This window comes from Tepidimonas fonticaldi, assembly GCF_001675355.1.
Taxonomy (GTDB): Bacteria; Pseudomonadota; Gammaproteobacteria; order Burkholderiales; family Burkholderiaceae_C; genus Tepidimonas; species Tepidimonas fonticaldi.
The window spans coordinates 14068-31217 of record NZ_LZDH01000002.1; the positions used below are offsets into that span (position 1 = coordinate 14068).

18 protein-coding genes are annotated in these 17150 nt (G+C 69.8%); 3 read left to right on the forward strand and 15 right to left on the reverse strand.

Annotation, left to right across the window (positions count from 1 at the left end; genetic code table 11):
- Position 1 precedes the first annotated feature (1 nt).
- The 8 genes from asd to A9O67_RS00380 form a co-directional block, all read right to left on the reverse strand.
- Complete coding sequence (asd, locus tag A9O67_RS00350) at positions 2-877, reverse strand: archaetidylserine decarboxylase (protein ID WP_068606246.1); 876 nt, start codon at positions 875-877, stop codon at positions 2-4.
- Positions 878-1018: 141 nt separating this feature from the next.
- Entirely contained in the window at positions 1019-3730 is a 2712-nt protein-coding gene (locus A9O67_RS00355; RefSeq protein ID WP_068606250.1) for a DEAD/DEAH box helicase, read from the reverse strand.
- Complete coding sequence (locus A9O67_RS00360) at positions 3727-3933, reverse strand: hypothetical protein (protein ID WP_068606252.1); 207 nt, start codon at positions 3931-3933, stop codon at positions 3727-3729. The genes A9O67_RS00355 and A9O67_RS00360 overlap by 4 nt, the downstream gene beginning before the upstream one ends.
- Positions 3930-4451 (reverse strand): AAA family ATPase, encoded by a 522-nt coding sequence (locus A9O67_RS00365; RefSeq protein ID WP_068606253.1) that lies wholly within the window; start codon positions 4449-4451, stop codon positions 3930-3932. Before A9O67_RS00365 ends, A9O67_RS00360 begins: the two co-directional genes overlap by 4 nt.
- A 2-nt stretch (positions 4452-4453) precedes the next feature.
- Entirely contained in the window at positions 4454-4618 is a 165-nt protein-coding gene (locus A9O67_RS13285; RefSeq protein ID WP_156682206.1) for a hypothetical protein, read from the reverse strand.
- Entirely contained in the window at positions 4611-4913 is a 303-nt protein-coding gene (locus tag A9O67_RS00370; RefSeq protein ID WP_068606255.1) for a hypothetical protein, read from the reverse strand. Before A9O67_RS00370 ends, A9O67_RS13285 begins: the two co-directional genes overlap by 8 nt.
- Positions 4913-5119: an addiction module protein gene (locus A9O67_RS00375; protein ID WP_068606257.1), complete on the reverse strand. Its 207-nt coding sequence runs from the start codon at positions 5117-5119 to the stop codon at positions 4913-4915. The genes A9O67_RS00370 and A9O67_RS00375 overlap by 1 nt, the downstream gene beginning before the upstream one ends.
- A gap of 39 nt (positions 5120-5158) precedes the next feature.
- Positions 5159-6766 carry a site-specific DNA-methyltransferase gene (locus tag A9O67_RS00380; RefSeq protein WP_068606259.1) on the reverse strand — a complete coding sequence of 536 codons (1608 nt, stop codon included), beginning with the start codon at positions 6764-6766 and terminating at the stop codon, positions 5159-5161.
- Between the two features lie 66 nt (positions 6767-6832).
- Here A9O67_RS00380 and A9O67_RS00385 point away from each other — a divergent pair, with 66 nt between their 5' ends.
- Together A9O67_RS00385 and A9O67_RS00390 are read left to right on the forward strand one after the other, a co-directional pair.
- Positions 6833-7768, forward strand: coding sequence for an ATP-binding cassette domain-containing protein (locus A9O67_RS00385; protein WP_068606261.1), 936 nt, complete (start codon positions 6833-6835; stop codon positions 7766-7768).
- A 5-nt stretch (positions 7769-7773) separates the two neighbouring features.
- Entirely contained in the window at positions 7774-8598 is an 825-nt protein-coding gene (locus tag A9O67_RS00390; RefSeq protein WP_068606262.1) for an ABC transporter permease, read from the forward strand.
- On the opposite strand, the gene A9O67_RS00395 is transcribed toward A9O67_RS00390, so the two are convergent.
- The 6 genes from A9O67_RS00395 to A9O67_RS00420 all read right to left on the reverse strand — a co-directional run bounded on the left by A9O67_RS00395 (position 8538) and on the right by A9O67_RS00420 (position 15893).
- Positions 8538-10184 (reverse strand): ATP-binding protein, encoded by a 1647-nt coding sequence (locus A9O67_RS00395; RefSeq protein WP_068606263.1) that lies wholly within the window; start codon positions 10182-10184, stop codon positions 8538-8540. The two genes, A9O67_RS00390 and A9O67_RS00395, sit on opposite strands and share 61 nt — an antisense overlap.
- Complete coding sequence (locus A9O67_RS00400; RefSeq protein WP_068606264.1) at positions 10177-11304, reverse strand: FIST signal transduction protein; 1128 nt, start codon at positions 11302-11304, stop codon at positions 10177-10179. Before A9O67_RS00400 ends, A9O67_RS00395 begins: the two co-directional genes overlap by 8 nt.
- Positions 11305-11399: 95 nt before the next feature.
- Positions 11400-12557 (reverse strand): aminotransferase class V-fold PLP-dependent enzyme, encoded by a 1158-nt coding sequence (locus A9O67_RS00405; RefSeq protein WP_068606266.1) that lies wholly within the window; start codon positions 12555-12557, stop codon positions 11400-11402.
- 96 nt (positions 12558-12653) lie between these two features.
- Positions 12654-13784 carry a YbdK family carboxylate-amine ligase gene (locus A9O67_RS00410; protein WP_068606268.1) on the reverse strand — a complete coding sequence of 377 codons (1131 nt, stop codon included), beginning with the start codon at positions 13782-13784 and terminating at the stop codon, positions 12654-12656.
- Positions 13785-13794: 10 nt separating this feature from the next.
- Entirely contained in the window at positions 13795-15027 is a 1233-nt protein-coding gene (locus tag A9O67_RS00415; RefSeq protein ID WP_068606320.1) for a cation:proton antiporter domain-containing protein, read from the reverse strand.
- Positions 15028-15029: 2 nt separating this feature from the next.
- Entirely contained in the window at positions 15030-15893 is an 864-nt protein-coding gene (locus A9O67_RS00420) for a class I SAM-dependent methyltransferase (RefSeq protein ID WP_068606270.1), read from the reverse strand.
- 103 nt (positions 15894-15996) lie between these two features.
- Between A9O67_RS00420 and A9O67_RS00425 the strand changes: the two genes are divergently transcribed.
- The gene (locus A9O67_RS00425; protein WP_068606272.1) at positions 15997-16587 is read left to right on the forward strand and encodes a DEAD/DEAH box helicase family protein; all 591 of its coding nucleotides are present in this window, start codon (positions 15997-15999) and stop codon (positions 16585-16587) included.
- A 28-nt stretch (positions 16588-16615) separates the two neighbouring features.
- Here A9O67_RS00425 and A9O67_RS00430 read toward each other — a convergent pair whose 3' ends face one another.
- A complete protein-coding gene (locus A9O67_RS00430; RefSeq protein ID WP_068606274.1) occupies positions 16616-17119 on the reverse strand; it encodes an MgtC/SapB family protein in 504 nt (167 codons plus the stop codon).
- Between the last annotated feature and the right edge of the window lie 31 nt (positions 17120-17150).

Below are 17150 nucleotides of genomic sequence, written 5' to 3' on the forward strand. Positions count from 1 at the left end.
GTCAGGGCCGCCACGTCCCCATCGCCTCGCCCATGCGCACCGGGCGGCCTGGCGCCCAGTCCGCCGCCAAGGCAGCGACACCCGGCGGGAACAGCGCCACCACAGTCGAGCCGAGCAGAAAACGCCCCATCTCCGCCCCCTGCGCCAGGGCGATCTCGCGGTCGTCGTAATCCCAGCGCTGTGCGATACCCGGGCGCGGCGGATTGACGACGCCGTGCCAAACGGTGGCCATACTGCCGACGATCGTCGCCCCCACCAGCACCAGCACGAACGGAAAGCGCCGCCCGTCGGGGCGCTGTCCCTCGAACAGGCACACCACGCGCTCGTTGCGCGCGAACAGCCCCGGCACCCCGCGCGCCGTCACCGGGTTGACCGAATACAGCGACCCCGGCACGTGCACCATGCGCTGCAGCCGCCCCGCGCAGGGCATGTGGATGCGGTGGTAGTCGCGCGGGCTGAGATACAGCGTGGCGAACGTCCCGTCGGCAAACGCCGCCGCCAGCGCCGCGTCGCCGCCCAGCAGCGCCGCCACCGTGTAGCCGTGACCCTTGGCCTGCAGGATGCGGTCGCGCTCGATCGCGCCGCACTGGCTGATCGCCCCATCCACCGGGCAGACCAGGTCGGCCACCGCCAGCGGCCGCGCATCCGGGCGCAGCGCGCGCGTGAAAAAGTCGTTGAACGTCGCGTACGCGGCCGGGTCGGGCTGCGCCGCTTCAGCCATGTCCACGCGGTAGCGCGCGATGAAGCGGCGGATCGCCGCCTGCGTCACCGGCCCGAGCGGCCGGCGCGCCAGCGCCCCGGCCAGCTCGGTCAGCGCGCGCTTGGGCAGGGCGTGTTGGAGAGCAAGGAACAAAGATTCGGAGAAGGGTCTGGGCATGGGGAGAAACCGACGCCCCCCGCGCCCCTCCGCACAGCGAGCACAGACGTAGCAAAGGGGGCCGAATGCGCCTTGTCGAACGCCGGGTCAAAAAGTGATGCTAGCACTGTCGGCAAACTGCCCCTGGAAAGGTCTCACCGATCAGATCAGTTCGGCCTCGATCCAGTCCCACCGCCGATCCTTGACCATCACGAAGCGGCAGCGCCCACCAGAAAGGCTGGCCCAGAGGCCGCCGATCATCCGGTCATCCTCGGCGCTGGCCCAGCGGTCCGCGCCCTTGTACTCCACCGCCAGAACCGGGCCGGGCTGGCCGGCATCGCCCGGCAGCTGGCACAGAAAGTCCGGGTAGAAGCGCCCGTCGGCTTTTTGCAAGAAAAACGAACAGCCTTCGCGCCGAACGAGGTTGCGCACCCAGAACTGAATGCGGCCCTGCTGCGCCCACATGTCCAGCTGGCAGGCGCACTCGAACTCCTCCTTGCTGTCGAAGTCGCCGATGCGGCCGTAAAAATGCTTGCGGAAGTCGAAGTGGCCATAGGGTGACGTTCGCCCGTCATAGTCGCGGCTGGGGGCGTAGGCCTGCGCATGGAACTCGAAGGCGTATTGATCGGTCACCGCCACCCGGTCCGCCGCGCCCTCGCCGAACAAGGTCTGCTGGTAGGCCCGCCCCACCGCCTGCCGGCGCAGTTCGCGGATGCGTGCCTCTAGCAGGTTGCGGATCAGGAACTTCTGCAGGTTCGCGCGCGCCAGCGTAAAGCCCTCCCGGCGCAGCAGCTCGGTGAGCCACTTGGCCACAAAGGCCTGCTTGTTCGCGTGGGTGAGCGACGGCTCCGGCAGGTTGCGGCACAGCCACGCAGCCAGGCGCACCTCGTCCCAGTGTTCGGGCCGATAGGCAAGTCCCAGATCGCGCTGCAGCTCGGGCAGAAAACGCGAGACGACGCGTCCGCCCTCATCGATGTCGATCTCGCCACCCTCCGAGACCTTCAAGGCCGCGCCCAGGGCCTGCAGATCGTCGGGCGTCGGCGCGGCATCGTAGGGCGAGATGTCCCACGGATACTCCAGCACCTCTGGGTCGTCGAAAAGCTGCAGCTCACCTTGCACGCGCAAGGCCAGCTGCGGTACGCAAAAGCGCTCGCCCCGCTCGGCCGGCGTCTGGAAGAACTCGATCGCCGTGGTACGGCTGACTTCGGCAGCTTGTTCAATTGCTGCAGCCGCCGCTGCGGACGTGACCGCAGCCTTGAGCGCCTCGGCTTCGTTTACCGCAAGCGGCGCGGTGAGGGTGAGCGTGTTGGATGTGCTGTCCCAGCTCACCTTGTCGCGTACCGGCTTGGGCACCTGCTTGAGATCGGGCTTTTCCGGCAGCGTGACTGTGACCGGGTGAAGCACCACGCGGCCCGCATGGCTCTCCAGGTCCAGCCACGCCTGCTGCGGCAGCGCGGCGGTGACGAACTCGCGCACCTCGCGTCGCTCGAAGCCCGCGCCTTCCACCAGCCGGTCGCGCAGGGCGCTGGCCGTCTCGGCAAAATTGCGCGACACCACGAAGGCATAGGACTGGTTCAGCGCCTTGGCCTGCCGCTGGCGGGCGCTGGGTTGGCGCAACACGCGCCCAAGCAGTTGCTCCACCGCCGTGGCCGACTTGAGCTCCGCCATGCTCACCAGAATGTAGGCGAACGGACAATCCCAGCCTTCGGCCAGCGCCTTCTGGGTGATGACGAACTTCACCGGGCAGGCCGGGTCGGCAATGCCCAGCTTGTAGTCGGCGTCGATTTGCGCGAGCCCCTTCTCCTCGCCGGTGGCCACGGCGATTTCGCTGGCCGGAATGCCGTGGTTGGCGATCAGCTCGTTCTTCACGCGCTCCACGTCCAGCGTTTCCACGCCCGCGCGGCGCGGTTCGGCCTGGATCAGCACCAGGGGGCGCAGGTAAGGGGCGCCGCAGCGGCGTTCTTCGTCCGCGAGCTTTTGCAGCGCCTCGCGCCGGGCAATCGCATCGGCCAGGCACTGCTGCCAGTTGGGCTCCGTCTCCAGCACCACGGGCAGCTTGATCATCTCCTCTGCCTTCAGTTCGGCGGCCGAGACGCTGTGCAGCACGTTGCTGGGCGTGCGTGTCAGGTCGGGCGTGGCGGTCAGCTCCATGACCCCGCTGGGGCGAAAGCGCGCCAGCATGTCGAAAGCGAGCTCGGTGCGGCTGTTGTGCGCCTCATCGACGATGACGAACGGCCGGCGCAGCCTCAGCACGTTGGCCAGCGAATAGGGCGTGGTGCGCTCGCCGCCCTCGCCTTCGGTCAGGAGCGCCTCGCGCTGTGCCGGCGAGAGGTGGTCGAAATGGTGCATCAACGCGCCGCTGCTCTGATACACCTTGCGCGATTCCTCGTCCTCCACCTGGAACGCCTGCCGGGTGGCGACGATGATCGTGGTGGACGTATCCAGCGTGGCGCGGGTGACGCCCTTGGCCTCCTCCAAATCCAGCACCGTCACCGGCCCCGCCTCGCGCAGCGCGGCGTGGTAGGGATGGCCGCGGTCTTTCAGCGCCTTCAGCGTCTGCTCGCGGATGGGCTTGCTGGGGGTTAGCCACAGGATCACGCTGTGCTCGCAGCGCAGGAGATGCGAGTTCACGAGCTGAACGCTTTTTGCCGCCAGCCAGGTCTTGCCGCCGCCCGTGGGCACGCGCAGGCAGAAGTACGGCATGTCGGGCGGAAAGCCCACCAGCGGGTGATACGGGTTGCCACGTCCCCACAGGCGCTCGGTCGTGGCAGTGAAGGCCACCGAGGGCGAGGGCAACGCGTGGCAGGCCTGGAAATAGGCCGCCACACTGTCGAGCACCTGCTGCTGGTAAGTCTTCGGCGCGAAGGTCGTCATGGCCTGCCCTCGGGCGTGGCAGAAGGCGTCGCGCCCTCGTTCGGCTGCGGCCGGATGCGTTGCAGCACGCCATCACGCATGACGATAAGCTCGGTCCCCGTCTGCGCCGCCAGCTCGCGCGCCCGCCGCGCCGCCCGCAGCAGGGCCGGCCACGAACCCCGCAAATCCGCGCTCTTGGCCTGATCGATCGTCTTGCCGTTCATCGTTCGCTCCAGTCCAGCAATACCGGCAACTCGCCCGAGTTGTCATACAAGGCCCAGGCATCCACCGCCGGCGCGTAGTGTTGACGGAAATTGGCCAGCCCGGCCTCGAAACGGCGTCGGATCACCGGCTCTGGGATGTCATGGCCGCCCTGCCGCACGCGCTGCTGCACGCGCCCCACCGCCTCGTCGGCGCTGCCAAGCTGCAGGAAGATCAGCTCCACCCAATAGCCCGCCTGCTGCCAGCGCCGGATATGGCGCAGATACGCCCGGCCCGACAGCGTCGTCTCGAACGCGAAGCTGCGCCCTGCCCGGAAATGCCGCTCCAGCTCCTCCAGCATCAGCCGCCCGGCCTGCACGGCGGCCGTCTGCGGCGCAAAGGGGGCGAGCCCCGCAGCGATCAAATCGGCATTCACGAAAGTCGGGCAGCTTGCCTCGTTGGGCAGAAACTCGCGCGCAAACGTGGTTTTTCCCGCCCCGTTCGGCCCGGCGATGAGGATGACCTTGCGCTGTGGCCCCATGCTCACACCGCCAGCGCATAAGGCGTTTGCTTGAAGGTGATGCCCTCGCGCGTCAGCCGCGCGCTGCCTAGCCGGCAGGCGGCGGCGTAGATCACCTTGGGGCCGGCAAACGGCGGCAGCACGTCGAGCCCCCGCTGTTGGTAGCGTTTCGCTGCGAAGTTATTCATGGCGGTCGATGCGATCGATCCAATATTCCGGATTGCGGTGCTGGTGGGCGACTGCCAACACAACGATGCGTTCGCCACGAACCACGTAAAGCATTTTGTAAGGGAAGCGGTTGAACACAAACCGCCGCACCGGATCGATCTCGACTTGCCAAGCCAAGGGGCGTTCCAGAATGCGCCTGGCGGACACCATGGCCTCGTGCTGAAAAGCCGCGCCCAAGCCACGTTGCTGCCACTCGTAGAAACGCTTGGCCTCGGCCATTTCCGCGCGGGCCACCTTGGCGAAAACAAGCTCCATCACAAGTCCTTGAAGGCCTCTTCCATCGAAACGCACTCGAGCCGGCCTTCGTCGTAAGCCTGCAAGCGACGCAATGCCTCTTCCTGCCAAACCCGATCCACCGCTGGATCGGGCTTGTCGAGACTTTGATGCAGCAGCTCAATCAAGGCATAGCGTTCTGATGCCGTCAAATGCAGGGCGCGCTCGATGATTTCTGCGGTACTCATGGCGTACTCCTCACGCGGGTAACAGGGTTCAGGGCTATGCTACACCGCCAGCGCATAAGGCGTTTGCTTGAAGGTGATGCCCTCGCGCGCCAGCCGCGCGCCGCCCAGGCGGCAGGCGGCGGCGTAGATCACCTTGGGACCGGCAAACGGCGGCAAAACGTCCAGCACCGCGCCAGTGAGCACATTGCCGCCGGCAACCGATTTGTCCTTGAGGATGCCGTTGTAGAGCAGGTAGATCGCGCGGCCCTCGTGCACACCGAGCAGCGGCGAATCAGCCTGGCCCGTGTAGCCGGTGCCGGTCTCGGCGAACCAGACGAACTCGGCCAGTTGCGCGAAGCTCACATCGCTGCGGATTTGGCCGTTGGCGTCGAACAGGGGTTCGGTGGACAGGCGGCAGAACTGGAAGCCGCCGCCGAGCCCCTCTACGGCTTGTCCTTTGGCGTTGGTGTAGCCCTGCGCCACCCGCCGCACCCGCTCGGCGGTGACGGTGCGGGCGATGGCCTCGTCCATTTCGACGAGGATGAAGCGGCGATTGCCGCCGTCCTCAATGTTCTGCTTGAGCACGGCGTGGCCAGTCGTGCCAGAACCGGCAAAGCTGTCGAGGACGATGGAGTCCTTGTCGGTGGCGATCTGCAGGATGCGCTGAATGAGCCGGGTGGGTTTCGGCGTGATGAAAACGTCGTCAGACGTGTTGAAGTCGACCAGTTCGAGCAGTTCTTTCTTGCCTTCCTGCGTATGGCCGACCTCTTGATAAAACCACATGGTCTGCGGCACCCGACCATCCTTGACTTCGTGCAGGAAGCGCTTGATCTGCGGAATGGCATTGCCATCCTTGCCCCACCAGATGCGGTTGTCGCGGTCCAGTTCCTCGAACTTTTCCTTTGAAACCCGCCAATACATTCCCTTGGGTGGAGCTTCAATCACTCGCCCAGAGGGGCAGGTGATCGAGTACGTTCCCGCCGAGTAATAGTTGCGCGCCGACAAATCACTGGTTTTCCATACGCCGCGCGGGTCCTTGTCCGGATTTTTGTACGCTGCGTTTTGTTCTTCCGTGCGCGGCAACAGATTCGGTTTCCACGCGTCGGCCTTGGCTGCGTAGATGACGATGTAGTCGTGATCTTCAGAAAGATGACGTGCCGAGTTCTTCGGCGAATAGACCTTCTGCCACAGGACTGTCGCCACGAAGTTCTTCGCTCCAAATATCTCGTCCATCAACAAGCGCAGCGTCGCCACCTCGTTGTCGTCGATGGACACGAAGATCGCGCCGTCCTCACGGAGGAATTGCTTCAGCAGTACGAGGCGCGGGTACATCATGCACAGCCAGCGGTCGTGCCGGTCCAGCGTCTCGCCTTCCTTGCCCACCACCTCGCCCAGCCAGCGGCGAATCTCCGGGCTGTTGACGTTGTCGTTGTAGACCCAGCCCTCGTTGCCGGTGTTGTAGGGCGGGTCGATGTAGATGCACTTCACCTGGCCGGCATAGCGCGGCAGCAGGGCCTTGAGCGCATGGAGGTTGTCGCCCTGCACGATGAGGTTGCCGCTACCGGCATCGCCGCAGGAGAGTTCCGGCACCGGCTCCAGGAGGCGGAAGGGCACTTCCTTGTGATGCTTGACGACGGCTTCTTTGCCGATCCAGTTCAGTGTGGGCATGTGGCCTCGGGACCTCCGCCCCGGAGTCTAGCAATTGGCAGCATCGGACCGCGGCACAATCCACCCATGACCGAGGCTTTGCTGCAGATCGACGGGCTGACCAAGCACTACGGCGGGCGCGCCGTGGTGGAAGACCTGTCGTTTTCGATCGAGCCGGGCGAGTGCGTCGGGCTGCTCGGGCCCAACGGGGCGGGCAAGACGACCACGCTGCGCATGGCGCTGGGGCAGGTGGCGCCGGACGCCGGCTCGGTGCGCGTGTTCGGCCTGCCGATGCCGCAGCAGGCGCGCGCGATCAAGGCGCGGCTGGGCGTGGTGGCGCAGTTCGACACGCTGGACCCGGACTTCACCTGCGCCGAGAACCTGCTGGTCTACGGGCGCTACTTCGGCCTGCCGGACGCGCCGCTACGCGCGCGCATCGGGCCGCTGCTGGAGTTCGCGGCGCTTTCGCACAAGGCCGACGCGCGCCCTGGGGAACTCTCCGGCGGCATGCGCCGGCGCCTGAGCCTGGCGCGCGCGCTGGTCAACGACCCGGCGCTGCTGCTGCTGGACGAGCCGACCACGGGGCTGGACCCGCAGGCGCGCCACCTGATGTGGGAGCGGCTGCAGCGCCTGCTGCAGCAGGGCAAGAGCATCCTGCTGACGACGCACTTCATGGACGAGGCCGAGCGGCTGTGCCACCGGCTGGTGATCGTCGACCACGGCCGGCGCATCGCCGAAGGCGCCCCGCGCGCGCTGATCGCGCAGCATCTGGAGCCGGAGGTGATCGAGCTGTACGGCGAGCAGGGCCAGCCGGACGTGGCCGCGCTGCTGGACGACGAGGCGCGCGCGCTGGCCGGCCGCGTCGAGACGCACGGCGAGACGACCTTCCTCTACACCCGCGACGCGCGCCCGCTGCTGGCGCGACTGGCGGGGCGGCCACAGCTGCGGCTGCTGCACCGCCCGGCCAACCTGGAGGATCTGTTCCTGCGCCTGACCGGCCGGCAGATCCGCGCCGAAGGATGACCCCGATGCGTGACGCCTTCCACCCCGCCTACTGGGCCCCGCCGCGGGCCAGCACGCGCTTCGTGGCCGTGTGGCAGCGCAACCTGCTGGTGTGGCGCAAGCTGGCGATCCCGAGCCTGGTCGGCAACATCGCCGAGCCGCTGATCTGGCTGGTGGCGTTCGGCTATGGCATGGGCGCGCTGGTCGGCAGCGTCACGCTGCCCCTGCCCGGCGGCGGCGCGCAGCCGGTGCCGTACCTGGTGTTCCTGGCCAGCGGCAGCGTCTGCATGAGCACGATGAACGCCGCCACCTTCGAGGCGCTGTATTCGGCGTTTTCGCGCATGCACGTGCAGCGCACCTGGGACGGCATCCTCAACGCCCCGGTGACGCTGGACGACATCGTGCTGGCGGAGATGTTGTGGGCGGCGTTCAAGGCGCTGTTCACCGCCAGCGCGATCCTGCTGGTGATGCTGCTGCTGGGCATCGGCCACAGCCCCAAGCTCGTGCTGGCGTGGGCGGTGCTGGCGCTGACCGGCGTGACGTTCGCGAGCCTAGCGCTGATCTTCAACGCGCTGGCCAGGGGCTACGACTTCTTCACCTACTACTTCACGCTGTTCCTGACGCCGATGATGTTCGTCTCGGGCGTGTTCTTCCCGCGCGAGCAGCTGCCCGGCTGGGTGCAGGCGGTCGGCGAGGCGCTGCCGCTGACGCACGCGGTGCAGCTGGTGCGCCCGCTCTTCCTCGACCACTGGCCGGCCGACGCGGCGCGGCACGTGGCGGTGCTGGCCGGCTATGCGCTCGCGGCGTTCTGGGTGGCGCTGGCGCTGACGCGGCGGCGCTTTGCGCGCTGAGCGTCGGCCAGCACCTGCTGCAGCGCGGCGCGCTCGATCGGCTTGGCCAGAAAGCCGTCCATGCCGGCCGCCAGGCAGCGCTCGCGGTCCTCGCCGAAGGCGTTGGCGGTCAGCGCGACGATGCGCAGCGGCGCGCGGTCCGGCTGCGCGGCCTCCCAGCGGCGCAGCGCCTCGGTGGCCTGCAGGCCGTCCATCTCCGGCATCTGCATGTCCATCAGCACGAGGTCGAAGGCGCGCTGCTGCGCCAGCGCCACCGCGGCGCGGCCGTCGTCGGCGAAGGTGACGCGGTGGCCGGCGCGCGTCAGCAGCGCCTCGATCACGCGGCGGTTGACCGGGTGGTCCTCCGCCACCAGGATGTCCAGCGGCAGCGCGCCCTCGTCCTCCTCGCCGGCGGGCGCCGGCGCCGCGGCGGGCGGGGCGGCGGCGTCCGGGGCCGGTTCGGCCGGCGCCAGCGGCAGCGTGACGGTGAAGGTGCTGCCCTGCCCCGGCGTGCTCTGCACGGTGAGCGCGCCGCCCATGCGCTGCACCAGCTCGCGGCTGATCGCCAGCCCCAGCCCGGTGCCGCCGTAGCGGCGGTTGGCGGCGCCCTCCCCCTGCACGAAGGGGTCGAAGATGCGCGCCAGCTGCGCCGGCGGGATGCCGATGCCGGTGTCGTGCACCGCCCACTCGGTGCGCCAGCGGCCGTCCGGCTGCGGCTCGGCGCGCACCACGAGCGTCACGCCGCCGCGGTCGGTGAACTTGATAGCGTTGCCGACCAGGTTGAACAGCACCTGGCGCAGCCGCGTGGCGTCGCCGCGCACGCGGCTCGGCAGCGCCTCGCCGCCCTGCACCGTCAGCGTCAAGCCCTTCAGGCGCGCCGAGGCCTGCATCGCGCCCTCGATGTCGCGCAGCAGCGCGCGCGGGTCGAACGGTTCGTCGCGCAGCTCCAGCCGGCCGGCCTCGATCTTGGACAGGTCCAGGATGTCGTTGACGATGTCGATCAGGTGCCGCGCCGCGCCCAGCGCGGTGGCCAGCGTCTCGCGCAGCGCCGGCTCGGCGGTCTGGTCCAGCGCCAGCTCCAGCATGCCGACCACGCCGCTGAGCGGCGTGCGGATCTCGTGGCTCATGTTGGCCAGGAACTGCCCGCGCGCGACATTGGCGGCCTCGGCGCGGGCGCGCAGCTCCTCGGTCTGCTCGTGCTGGCGGCAGGCGCGGCAGGCCAGCGCCAGCCGCTGCCAGATCGGCAGCAGCGCGCGTTCGACGTCGTCGTCCACCGGTTGCGAGCGCAGCCACGCGATCCAGCCGAAGCCCGGCAGCGCCGCGCGCTGCCACACGCCACCGTCGTGCGCCGGCCGCGCCGCGCCCAGCGCCGGCGGCGGCCAGTCCTGCGGCGGCGGCAGGTGCTCGCGCACGCGTGCCGGGTAGACCAGCACCGGCGCCGCGTCGCCCTCCCACACCGCGCCGGCGCGCGCGCCCAGGAGCTTCAGCGCCGTCGGCACGAAGCGGCGCAGCATCGGCTCCAGGTGCAGATCCTGCCCGATCGACAGCGCCAGCTCGTACTGCAGCGAGACGATCGCCAGGTTGCGGCGCAGCAGCTGTTCAGGCATCGGCGTCGGCGGCCAGCGCGGCCAGCACGATGGTCTTGTTGTAGAACTCCAGACAGGTGTCGCCGCCGTTGGCCACCTCGCCCAGCGTCAGCACGCCGGCCAGCGCGCGCGCGCCGATGACGGCGCGGATGGCGGCCAGCTCCTCGCCGAAGCGCTGCTCCAGGTACAGCACGCGGCTGATGCAGTCGGCCACCAGCACCGGCCCGCGCGTGCCGGCCAGGGCCTGCGCGCCGCGCGCCGCCGCTTGCACCAGCGCCTGCGGGTCGCCGCGCAGCAGGTGCACCAGGCTGTACGGCGGCACGTCGCCGACGCAGCGCAGGCCGCCGCCCTCGATGGTGATCGGGTCGCGCACCACCAGCCGGCCGTCGGGCTTGTCAAGCCCGAACGGGTAGCCCTTGGCGACGTCGAAGAAGCCTTCCGGCGCCGGGTCGCGCCCGGCGTCGCCGCGCACCGCGGCGCGGTAGACCTCGTAGGCCGGGCGGTGGTCGAGCGACTCGATCACCGGGCCGTGGCCGCCGGTGACGACGAACGGGCCGGCCAGCGGCTGCCAGCCGTGGTCCACGCCCAGCGCCAGCCGCTCGCGCAGCAGCACCAGCTGCAGCGCGTCGGCGCGCAGCCCCTCGCGGCTGAACAGGCACGGGTGCGGCTGGAAGCTGAGGCTGCCGGCGCCGCCGCCGAAGTAGGTGACGTCGCTGCCGAACTGGTCGTACACCGCGTCCAGCGCGGCGGCGATGCGCGGCGCGAGCCCGTCGACCCACACCATCACGGCGGCCACGCCGTCCGGCGCCGGCAGCGCCTGCGCCAGCGCCGCCGCAGCGTCGGTGTCGTCGCCCGACAGGCCGTCGACGTGCACCACCTCGAAGGCGCTGGGCCAGCCGACGACGACGTAGCCGCGCTCGTGGTTCTCGCCGCCGTGGATCAGCTGCGGGAACACGCCGCCGGCCACCGGCACCGGCAGCCCCGCCAGCCACGCGTCGACGTCGGCGGGCGCAAGGCCGTTGGCGTCGGCTGCCCAGACGATCAGGCCGCGCGCGCCCTGCGCCAGCGCTTCGGCGGCCAGCCGCTGCACGGCGGCCGGCGCGGGGTCGGGGGTGAAGGCGACGAGGGGTTCGGTCAGCATGGCACGACGGGGCGATGGACGGAGGGTTTTTAGCGAATTCTAGGATGGCTTTCGCATTTTTGCGTGAATGCCCCGCCCCCCGGAGCGCCGCCCCGTCAGGCCACGGCGGCTGGCGCGCGCTCGTGCAGGCCGATGGCGTCCAGCGCCTGCCGCAGGTGGCCGACAGTGCGCTCGACCTGCAGGAGCTTTTCCAGCCCGAACAGGCCGACGCGGAAGGTGCGGAAGTCCGCCGGCTCGTCGCACATCAGCGGCACGCCGGCGGCGGTCTGCAGCCCGACGGCGGCGAACTTGCGGCCGCTGGCGATCTCCGCGTCGTCGGTGTAGCTGACCACCACGCCCGGGGCCTGGAAGCCCGGCGCCGCCACGCTGCGCAGCCCGCGCGCCTCGAACAGCTCGCGCACGCGCCGGCCCAGCTCCGCCTGCGCCGCCTTCATCGCGGCGAAGCCGTGTTCGCGCGTCTCCTGCATCACGTCGCGCAGGCGCGCCAGCGCGTCGGTCGGCATCGTGGTGTGGTAAACGTGCCCGCCCTGCTCATAGGTCTCCATCACCTGCAGCCACTTCTTCAGGTCGCAGGCAAAGCTGGTGCTGGTGGTGCCGTCGATGGCCTGACGCGCGCGCGGCGACAGCATCACCATGGCGCAGCACGGCGAGCCGCTCCAGCCCTTCTGCGGCGCCGAGATCAGCACGTCCACCCCGGTGGCGCGCATGTCCACCCACATCGCGCCGGAGGCGATGCAGTCCAGCACGAACAGCCCGCCCACCGCGTGCGCGGCCTCGGCCACCGCGCGCAGGTAGTCGTCCGGCAGCATCATGCCGGCGGCGGTCTCCACGTGCGGCGCGAACACCACCGCCGGGCGCAGGGCGTGGATCGTGCGCACCACCTCGTCCAGCGGCGCCGGCGCCCACTGCGCCTGCGGCTCCTCGGCCACGCGGCGGGCCTTCAGCACGTGCGCCTCAGCCGGGATGCGGCCCATGTCGAAGATCTGCGTCCAGCGGTAGCTGAACCAGCCGTTGCGGATCACCAGCACGCGCCGGTCGGCGGCGAACTGACGCGCCACCGCCTCCATGCCGAAGGTGCCGCTGCCCGGCACCAGCGCCACCGACTGCGCGCCGTACACCTCCTTGAGGATGCCGCCGATGTCGGTCATGACGCGCTGGAAGCGCCTGGACATGTGGTTGAGCGCGCGGTCGGTGTAGACGACCGAGAATTCGAGCAGACCGTCCGGGTCGATGTGGGGCAGCAGGCCGGGCATCGGTGTCGTCTCCTGGGTGTTGGATGCGGGGGAGCGGGCGCCCCCCGCGCCGGCGGGGCCCGGGGGCATGGGGCGGCAGGCCGGGGCGCGTGCCGGTCAGCTTAGCACGCCGTCGCGCAGCGCGTCGACCGCAGCGCGCACCACCGCCTGGATGCTGCCGGTGCGCGCGTGCACCGCGCGCAGCTGGCGCGCGTGGTTGCCGGCCGCGCCGGCCACGGCCTCCAGCTCTGTGAGCGCCGCCGCGCTGCCCAGCGCCTGCGCGTGCGGCTCCAGCCGGCGCAGCGTGGCCAGGATGTCCTCGCGGATCGACAGCGGCTCGCGCGTGCGCGGGTGCACCATCGTGCCCTCGAGCCCGAAGCGGCACGCCTGGAAGCGGTTGTAGGTGTAGACGAGGTAGTCGTCCTCTTGCGGCGGCGGCTCGCCGCCCTCCAGCAAGTGGCGGCACAGCGCCTGCAGGTAGCAGGCCAGCGCCGCGGCGCGCTCCACCGTCAGCGGCGTGTCGCAGACGCGCAGCTCGATCGTGCCGTACTCGGGCTTGGGGCGGATGTCCCAGTAGAAGTCCTTCATCGACTTCACGACCCCGGTGGACTCCATCTTGCGGAAGTACCCCTGCTCGAAGTCGTCCCAGCGCAGCACGAACGGCGCGCGGCCGCTGAGCGGAAACGCGAACACCGAGTTCAGCCGCGCCGAGTCGAACAGCGTGTCCACGCCCTGTAAGAACGGCGAGGAGGCCGACAGCGCGATGAAGTGCGGCACGTAGCGGTTGAGCGCATGCAGCAGGAACAGCGCCTCGTCCGCCGAGCGGCAGCCGATGTGCACGTGCTGCCCGAACACCGTGAACTGCTTGGCCAGGTACCCGTACAGGCCCGAGAGCTGCTGGAAGCGCGGCTTGTCGAAGATGCGCTGCTCGAACCAGCGCTGGAACGGATGCGTGCCGCCGCCGGCCAGCTCGACGTTGAGCCGCTCGGCCGCCGCGAGCAGCGTGTCGCGGATCGCGCGCAGCTGCGCCAGCAGCGCATCGTGGCGCGTGTGCACGCCGGTGGCGATCTCGATCATGCTCTGCGTCATCTCGGGCGTGACGCTGCCCGGAAACGGCGCGCGCTTGAGCAGCGCGAGCAGGTCGTCCGCACTGCTCGACAGATCCTGATCGTAGGTGTTGACGATCTGCAGCTCCAGCTCGACCCCCATCGAGAGCGCATCGGACTGCTTGAACGGCTCCAGCGGCATCGACCACTCCTCACTGCGGCGGGGACGCGGACGCCCCCCCACGGTCCGGCCCGCTCGGGGCCAGCACGGCTTCGCGCGCGGCGACCAGCGCCCACTGGCTCACCCAGGGGCCGAGCAGCTCCAGCCACAGCAGGGCGGCCGTCAGGTGCCACAAGGCCTCGGTCGCGGGCGGCAGCCCCAGGGCGATGCTGCGCTCCAGCAGCAACAGGGTCATGGCGGACATGGGCAGCAGCGCCACGCCGGTGAGCACGCCTTTGCGCACGGTCGTGCCGCTGGGCACGGCCAGCGCGGCGTTGAACACCACCGGGATCAGCACCCGCGCGGCCAGCACCACCGCCGCGGCGGCCCACACCGCCCCCTGCGTCAGCGCGCCCCACGACATGCGCGAGCCGACGTAAACGAACAAAAACACCCCCAGCAACAACCCCAGGGTGCCGAAATCGCGCTGGGCGTTGGCAACGAACACCCGGCGCTCGCGCAGCAGCACGCCAAAACTCAATGCCGCCAACAGCGGCGACAGGCGCAGCGCGTCCGAGACCACGGTCAGCCACACCAGCGCGAGCGCATAGCCCACCGTGGGCGCGGTGGACGTGCCGAACGGCCCGCGCACCAGTGCCGTCACCATCACCGCCAGCGCCACGCCCAACGCCACCGACAGGCCGACGGCATACACGCTGCTCAGAGCGGCCTGCATCCAGTCGCCTTGGGCGCTCAGGTGCCAGTACCCGGACACGCCTTTGACGAACAACACGGCCATCACGGCCTGGATGGCCGCCAGATGCAGCACACGCTCGGTCACCTGCCCGGCCGCACGCAAATCGTTGGCCACCCGCAGCAGGCTGGCCGGCGACGCCGCGACCGCCACCGCGGCCACCAGCGGCCGCCACTCGGCCGCCACGCCTACCGCCCCCAGGGCCCAGGCCACCGCCGCAAAAATCGCCACCGACTGCGCCACCCCGGTCAGCAACACCCACGGGTTGTGGCGAAACCAGCCCAGATGGATGCGGCAGCCCAGCTCGAACAGCACCAACGACAGCGCAAACTGGGCCAGCAGCGCCGCGCCCCCGCCCTCCGCCACCGAGCCCGGCGTCAACCCGATGGCGCTGCCGACCAAGCCCACCGCAACATAGACGCTCACCCGCGGCACGCCGCGCGGATGGGCACGCTCGGCCAGCCACCAGGCCAGCCACAGCAGCGCGGGCCACACGACCAGCGCCGCCAGCTTCGGATCGAAACCAGCCATGGTCATGCGACCGCGAAACGCGCGCGCAGTTCCTCCAGGCCCAGTTCATCGAGCATGCGGGCCAGGCGCTCGGCCGCGCTGCGCTTGCGCCGGCCGGTGCGGCGCGCGACGATCAGCTCGTTTTTCATCGAGTGCTCCCAGCCCACCAGCTCGGTCACGGTCACGTCGTAGCCGCTCGCTTCCAGCCGCAGACAGCGCAGCACATTGGTGACCTGGCTGCCGAACTCGCGCGTGTGCAGCGGGTGGCGCCACAGCTCGGCCAGCGGCGTGCGCGCCAGCTGCAGCGCCTTGTGACGGCGCAGCGCGGCGGCGACCTCGGCCTGGCAGCACGGCACCACGACGATGGCACCGGTCTGGCGCTGCAGGGCGAAGTCGATGGCATCGTCGGTGGCGGTGTCGCAGGCGTGCAGGGCCGTCACGATGTCGACCATTGGCGGCAGCGCATCCATCGCCTCGCGCACGGTGGCGGCGACGAAGTGCATGCGCGCAAAGCCCAGCCGCTGCGCCAGGGCGGCGGCGCGCTCGACCAACTCCGGCCGCGCCTCCACGCCCCAGACGCTGCCCACCGAGCGCGCCGCCAGAAAGCGGTCATAGAGCAAGAAGCCCAGATACGATTTGCCGGCGCCGTGATCCACCACGGTCACGTCGCCGCGTTCGGCCACAGCCGCCTGCAGCAAGGGCTCGATGAACTGCAGCAGGTGATTGACCTGCTTGAGCTTGCGCCGCGAATCCTGATTGAGCCGCCCATCGCGCGTCAGGATGTGCAGCTCCTGCAACAGCGCAATCGACTGGCCGGGATGCAGCTCGGCCAGCACCTCGGGGGGCGGCCCCGCGGGCGGGCGCCGGGGGGATGGGGATCGGGTCATGGGCGGATCATACGGCCGGGGTCGCCCCCCGCGACACACAGGCGCCCGCGGCGGTGCTAGGATTGAAACCGACCGGGGCTGCGGCCCGGCTGAGGAGACTGCCATGGGCACCATCGTCGGCTACGTGACGCCAAACCTGCCGGAAAACAAATTGCGGCGCTACCCGACCAAGGTCATCAACATCGTCGGCGGCCCGGGCTGTGACAAGTCCCTGTACTCCTCGGCCATCATCCTCAAGCTGCACCTGATGCACAAGACCGTGGAGCTGGTACCCGAGGTGGCCAAGACCCTGGTCTGGCAGGGCGACCACGAAGCGCTGCGCAACCAGTACGGCATCGCGCTGCACCAGTTCCGCCTGCTGGAGGTGCTCGACGGTCAGGTGCAGTACCTGGTGACCGAAGGCGGGCTGCCGCAATTGCTCTACTACAACGCGCGCCACCCGGATAACGTCTGCGACGTGGACAAGACACGCCGCCAGATCCTGGAGTGGTACCGGCAGTTCGACAACGTCAACGTCTTTGCCCAGCGCGACCCGGACAAGCCCTACATCCGCGCCGGACGCTTGCAGGACGAAAACCGCGCGCGCGAGATGGACAACGAGATGCGCACCCTCCTGGCGGCTGAAGGCATCAAGTACACGCTGCTGCCCCCGGATCACCGCAAGATCATCGAGTTTGCCGGCACGCTGGGGTAGGCGCCGGCCCTCCGGGGCGGCCCGGCCGTCAGTTGCGGGCGTGGGCCACGTCCACCGACTCCACCCCGGCGATCGCGCGCAGGCGCCGCGCCACCTCTGGCAGGGACACGGTCAGGTCCGTGCGGCCCGCCACCATGACGAAATGCCAGCGGCTGCCCGCCCCGTCGCTGTGGATTTGCATGGAGCCGTCGGCCAGCGCAAACCCCCACTCCGACAACGCGGCGCGCAGGCGCGCCTCGTCGGGCGGGGCCTCGCGCTGGAACGTCAGCGTCACCGCCAGCGCGGAGAGCGCCGGCAGCCGCGCCTCGATGCGGCCGCCCCACAGCATCAGCAGGGCCGTCAGCGCCGCCGACGCCATGCAGACGATGCCGTAGGTGCGCATGCCCGCCGCCCGGCCGCGGTACGAGCGCTCGTAGCCCACCAGCAAACCCAACGCCAGGGCGCCGAGCAGGTTGGCAAACACCAGCAGATTGGCCTGCAGCACCGGTTGGGACCAGTACCGGTCCCACAACGTCAGGTGTTCCGCCCCCATGCGCCATGCCTCCAGTGGGTTCGGCGATCGG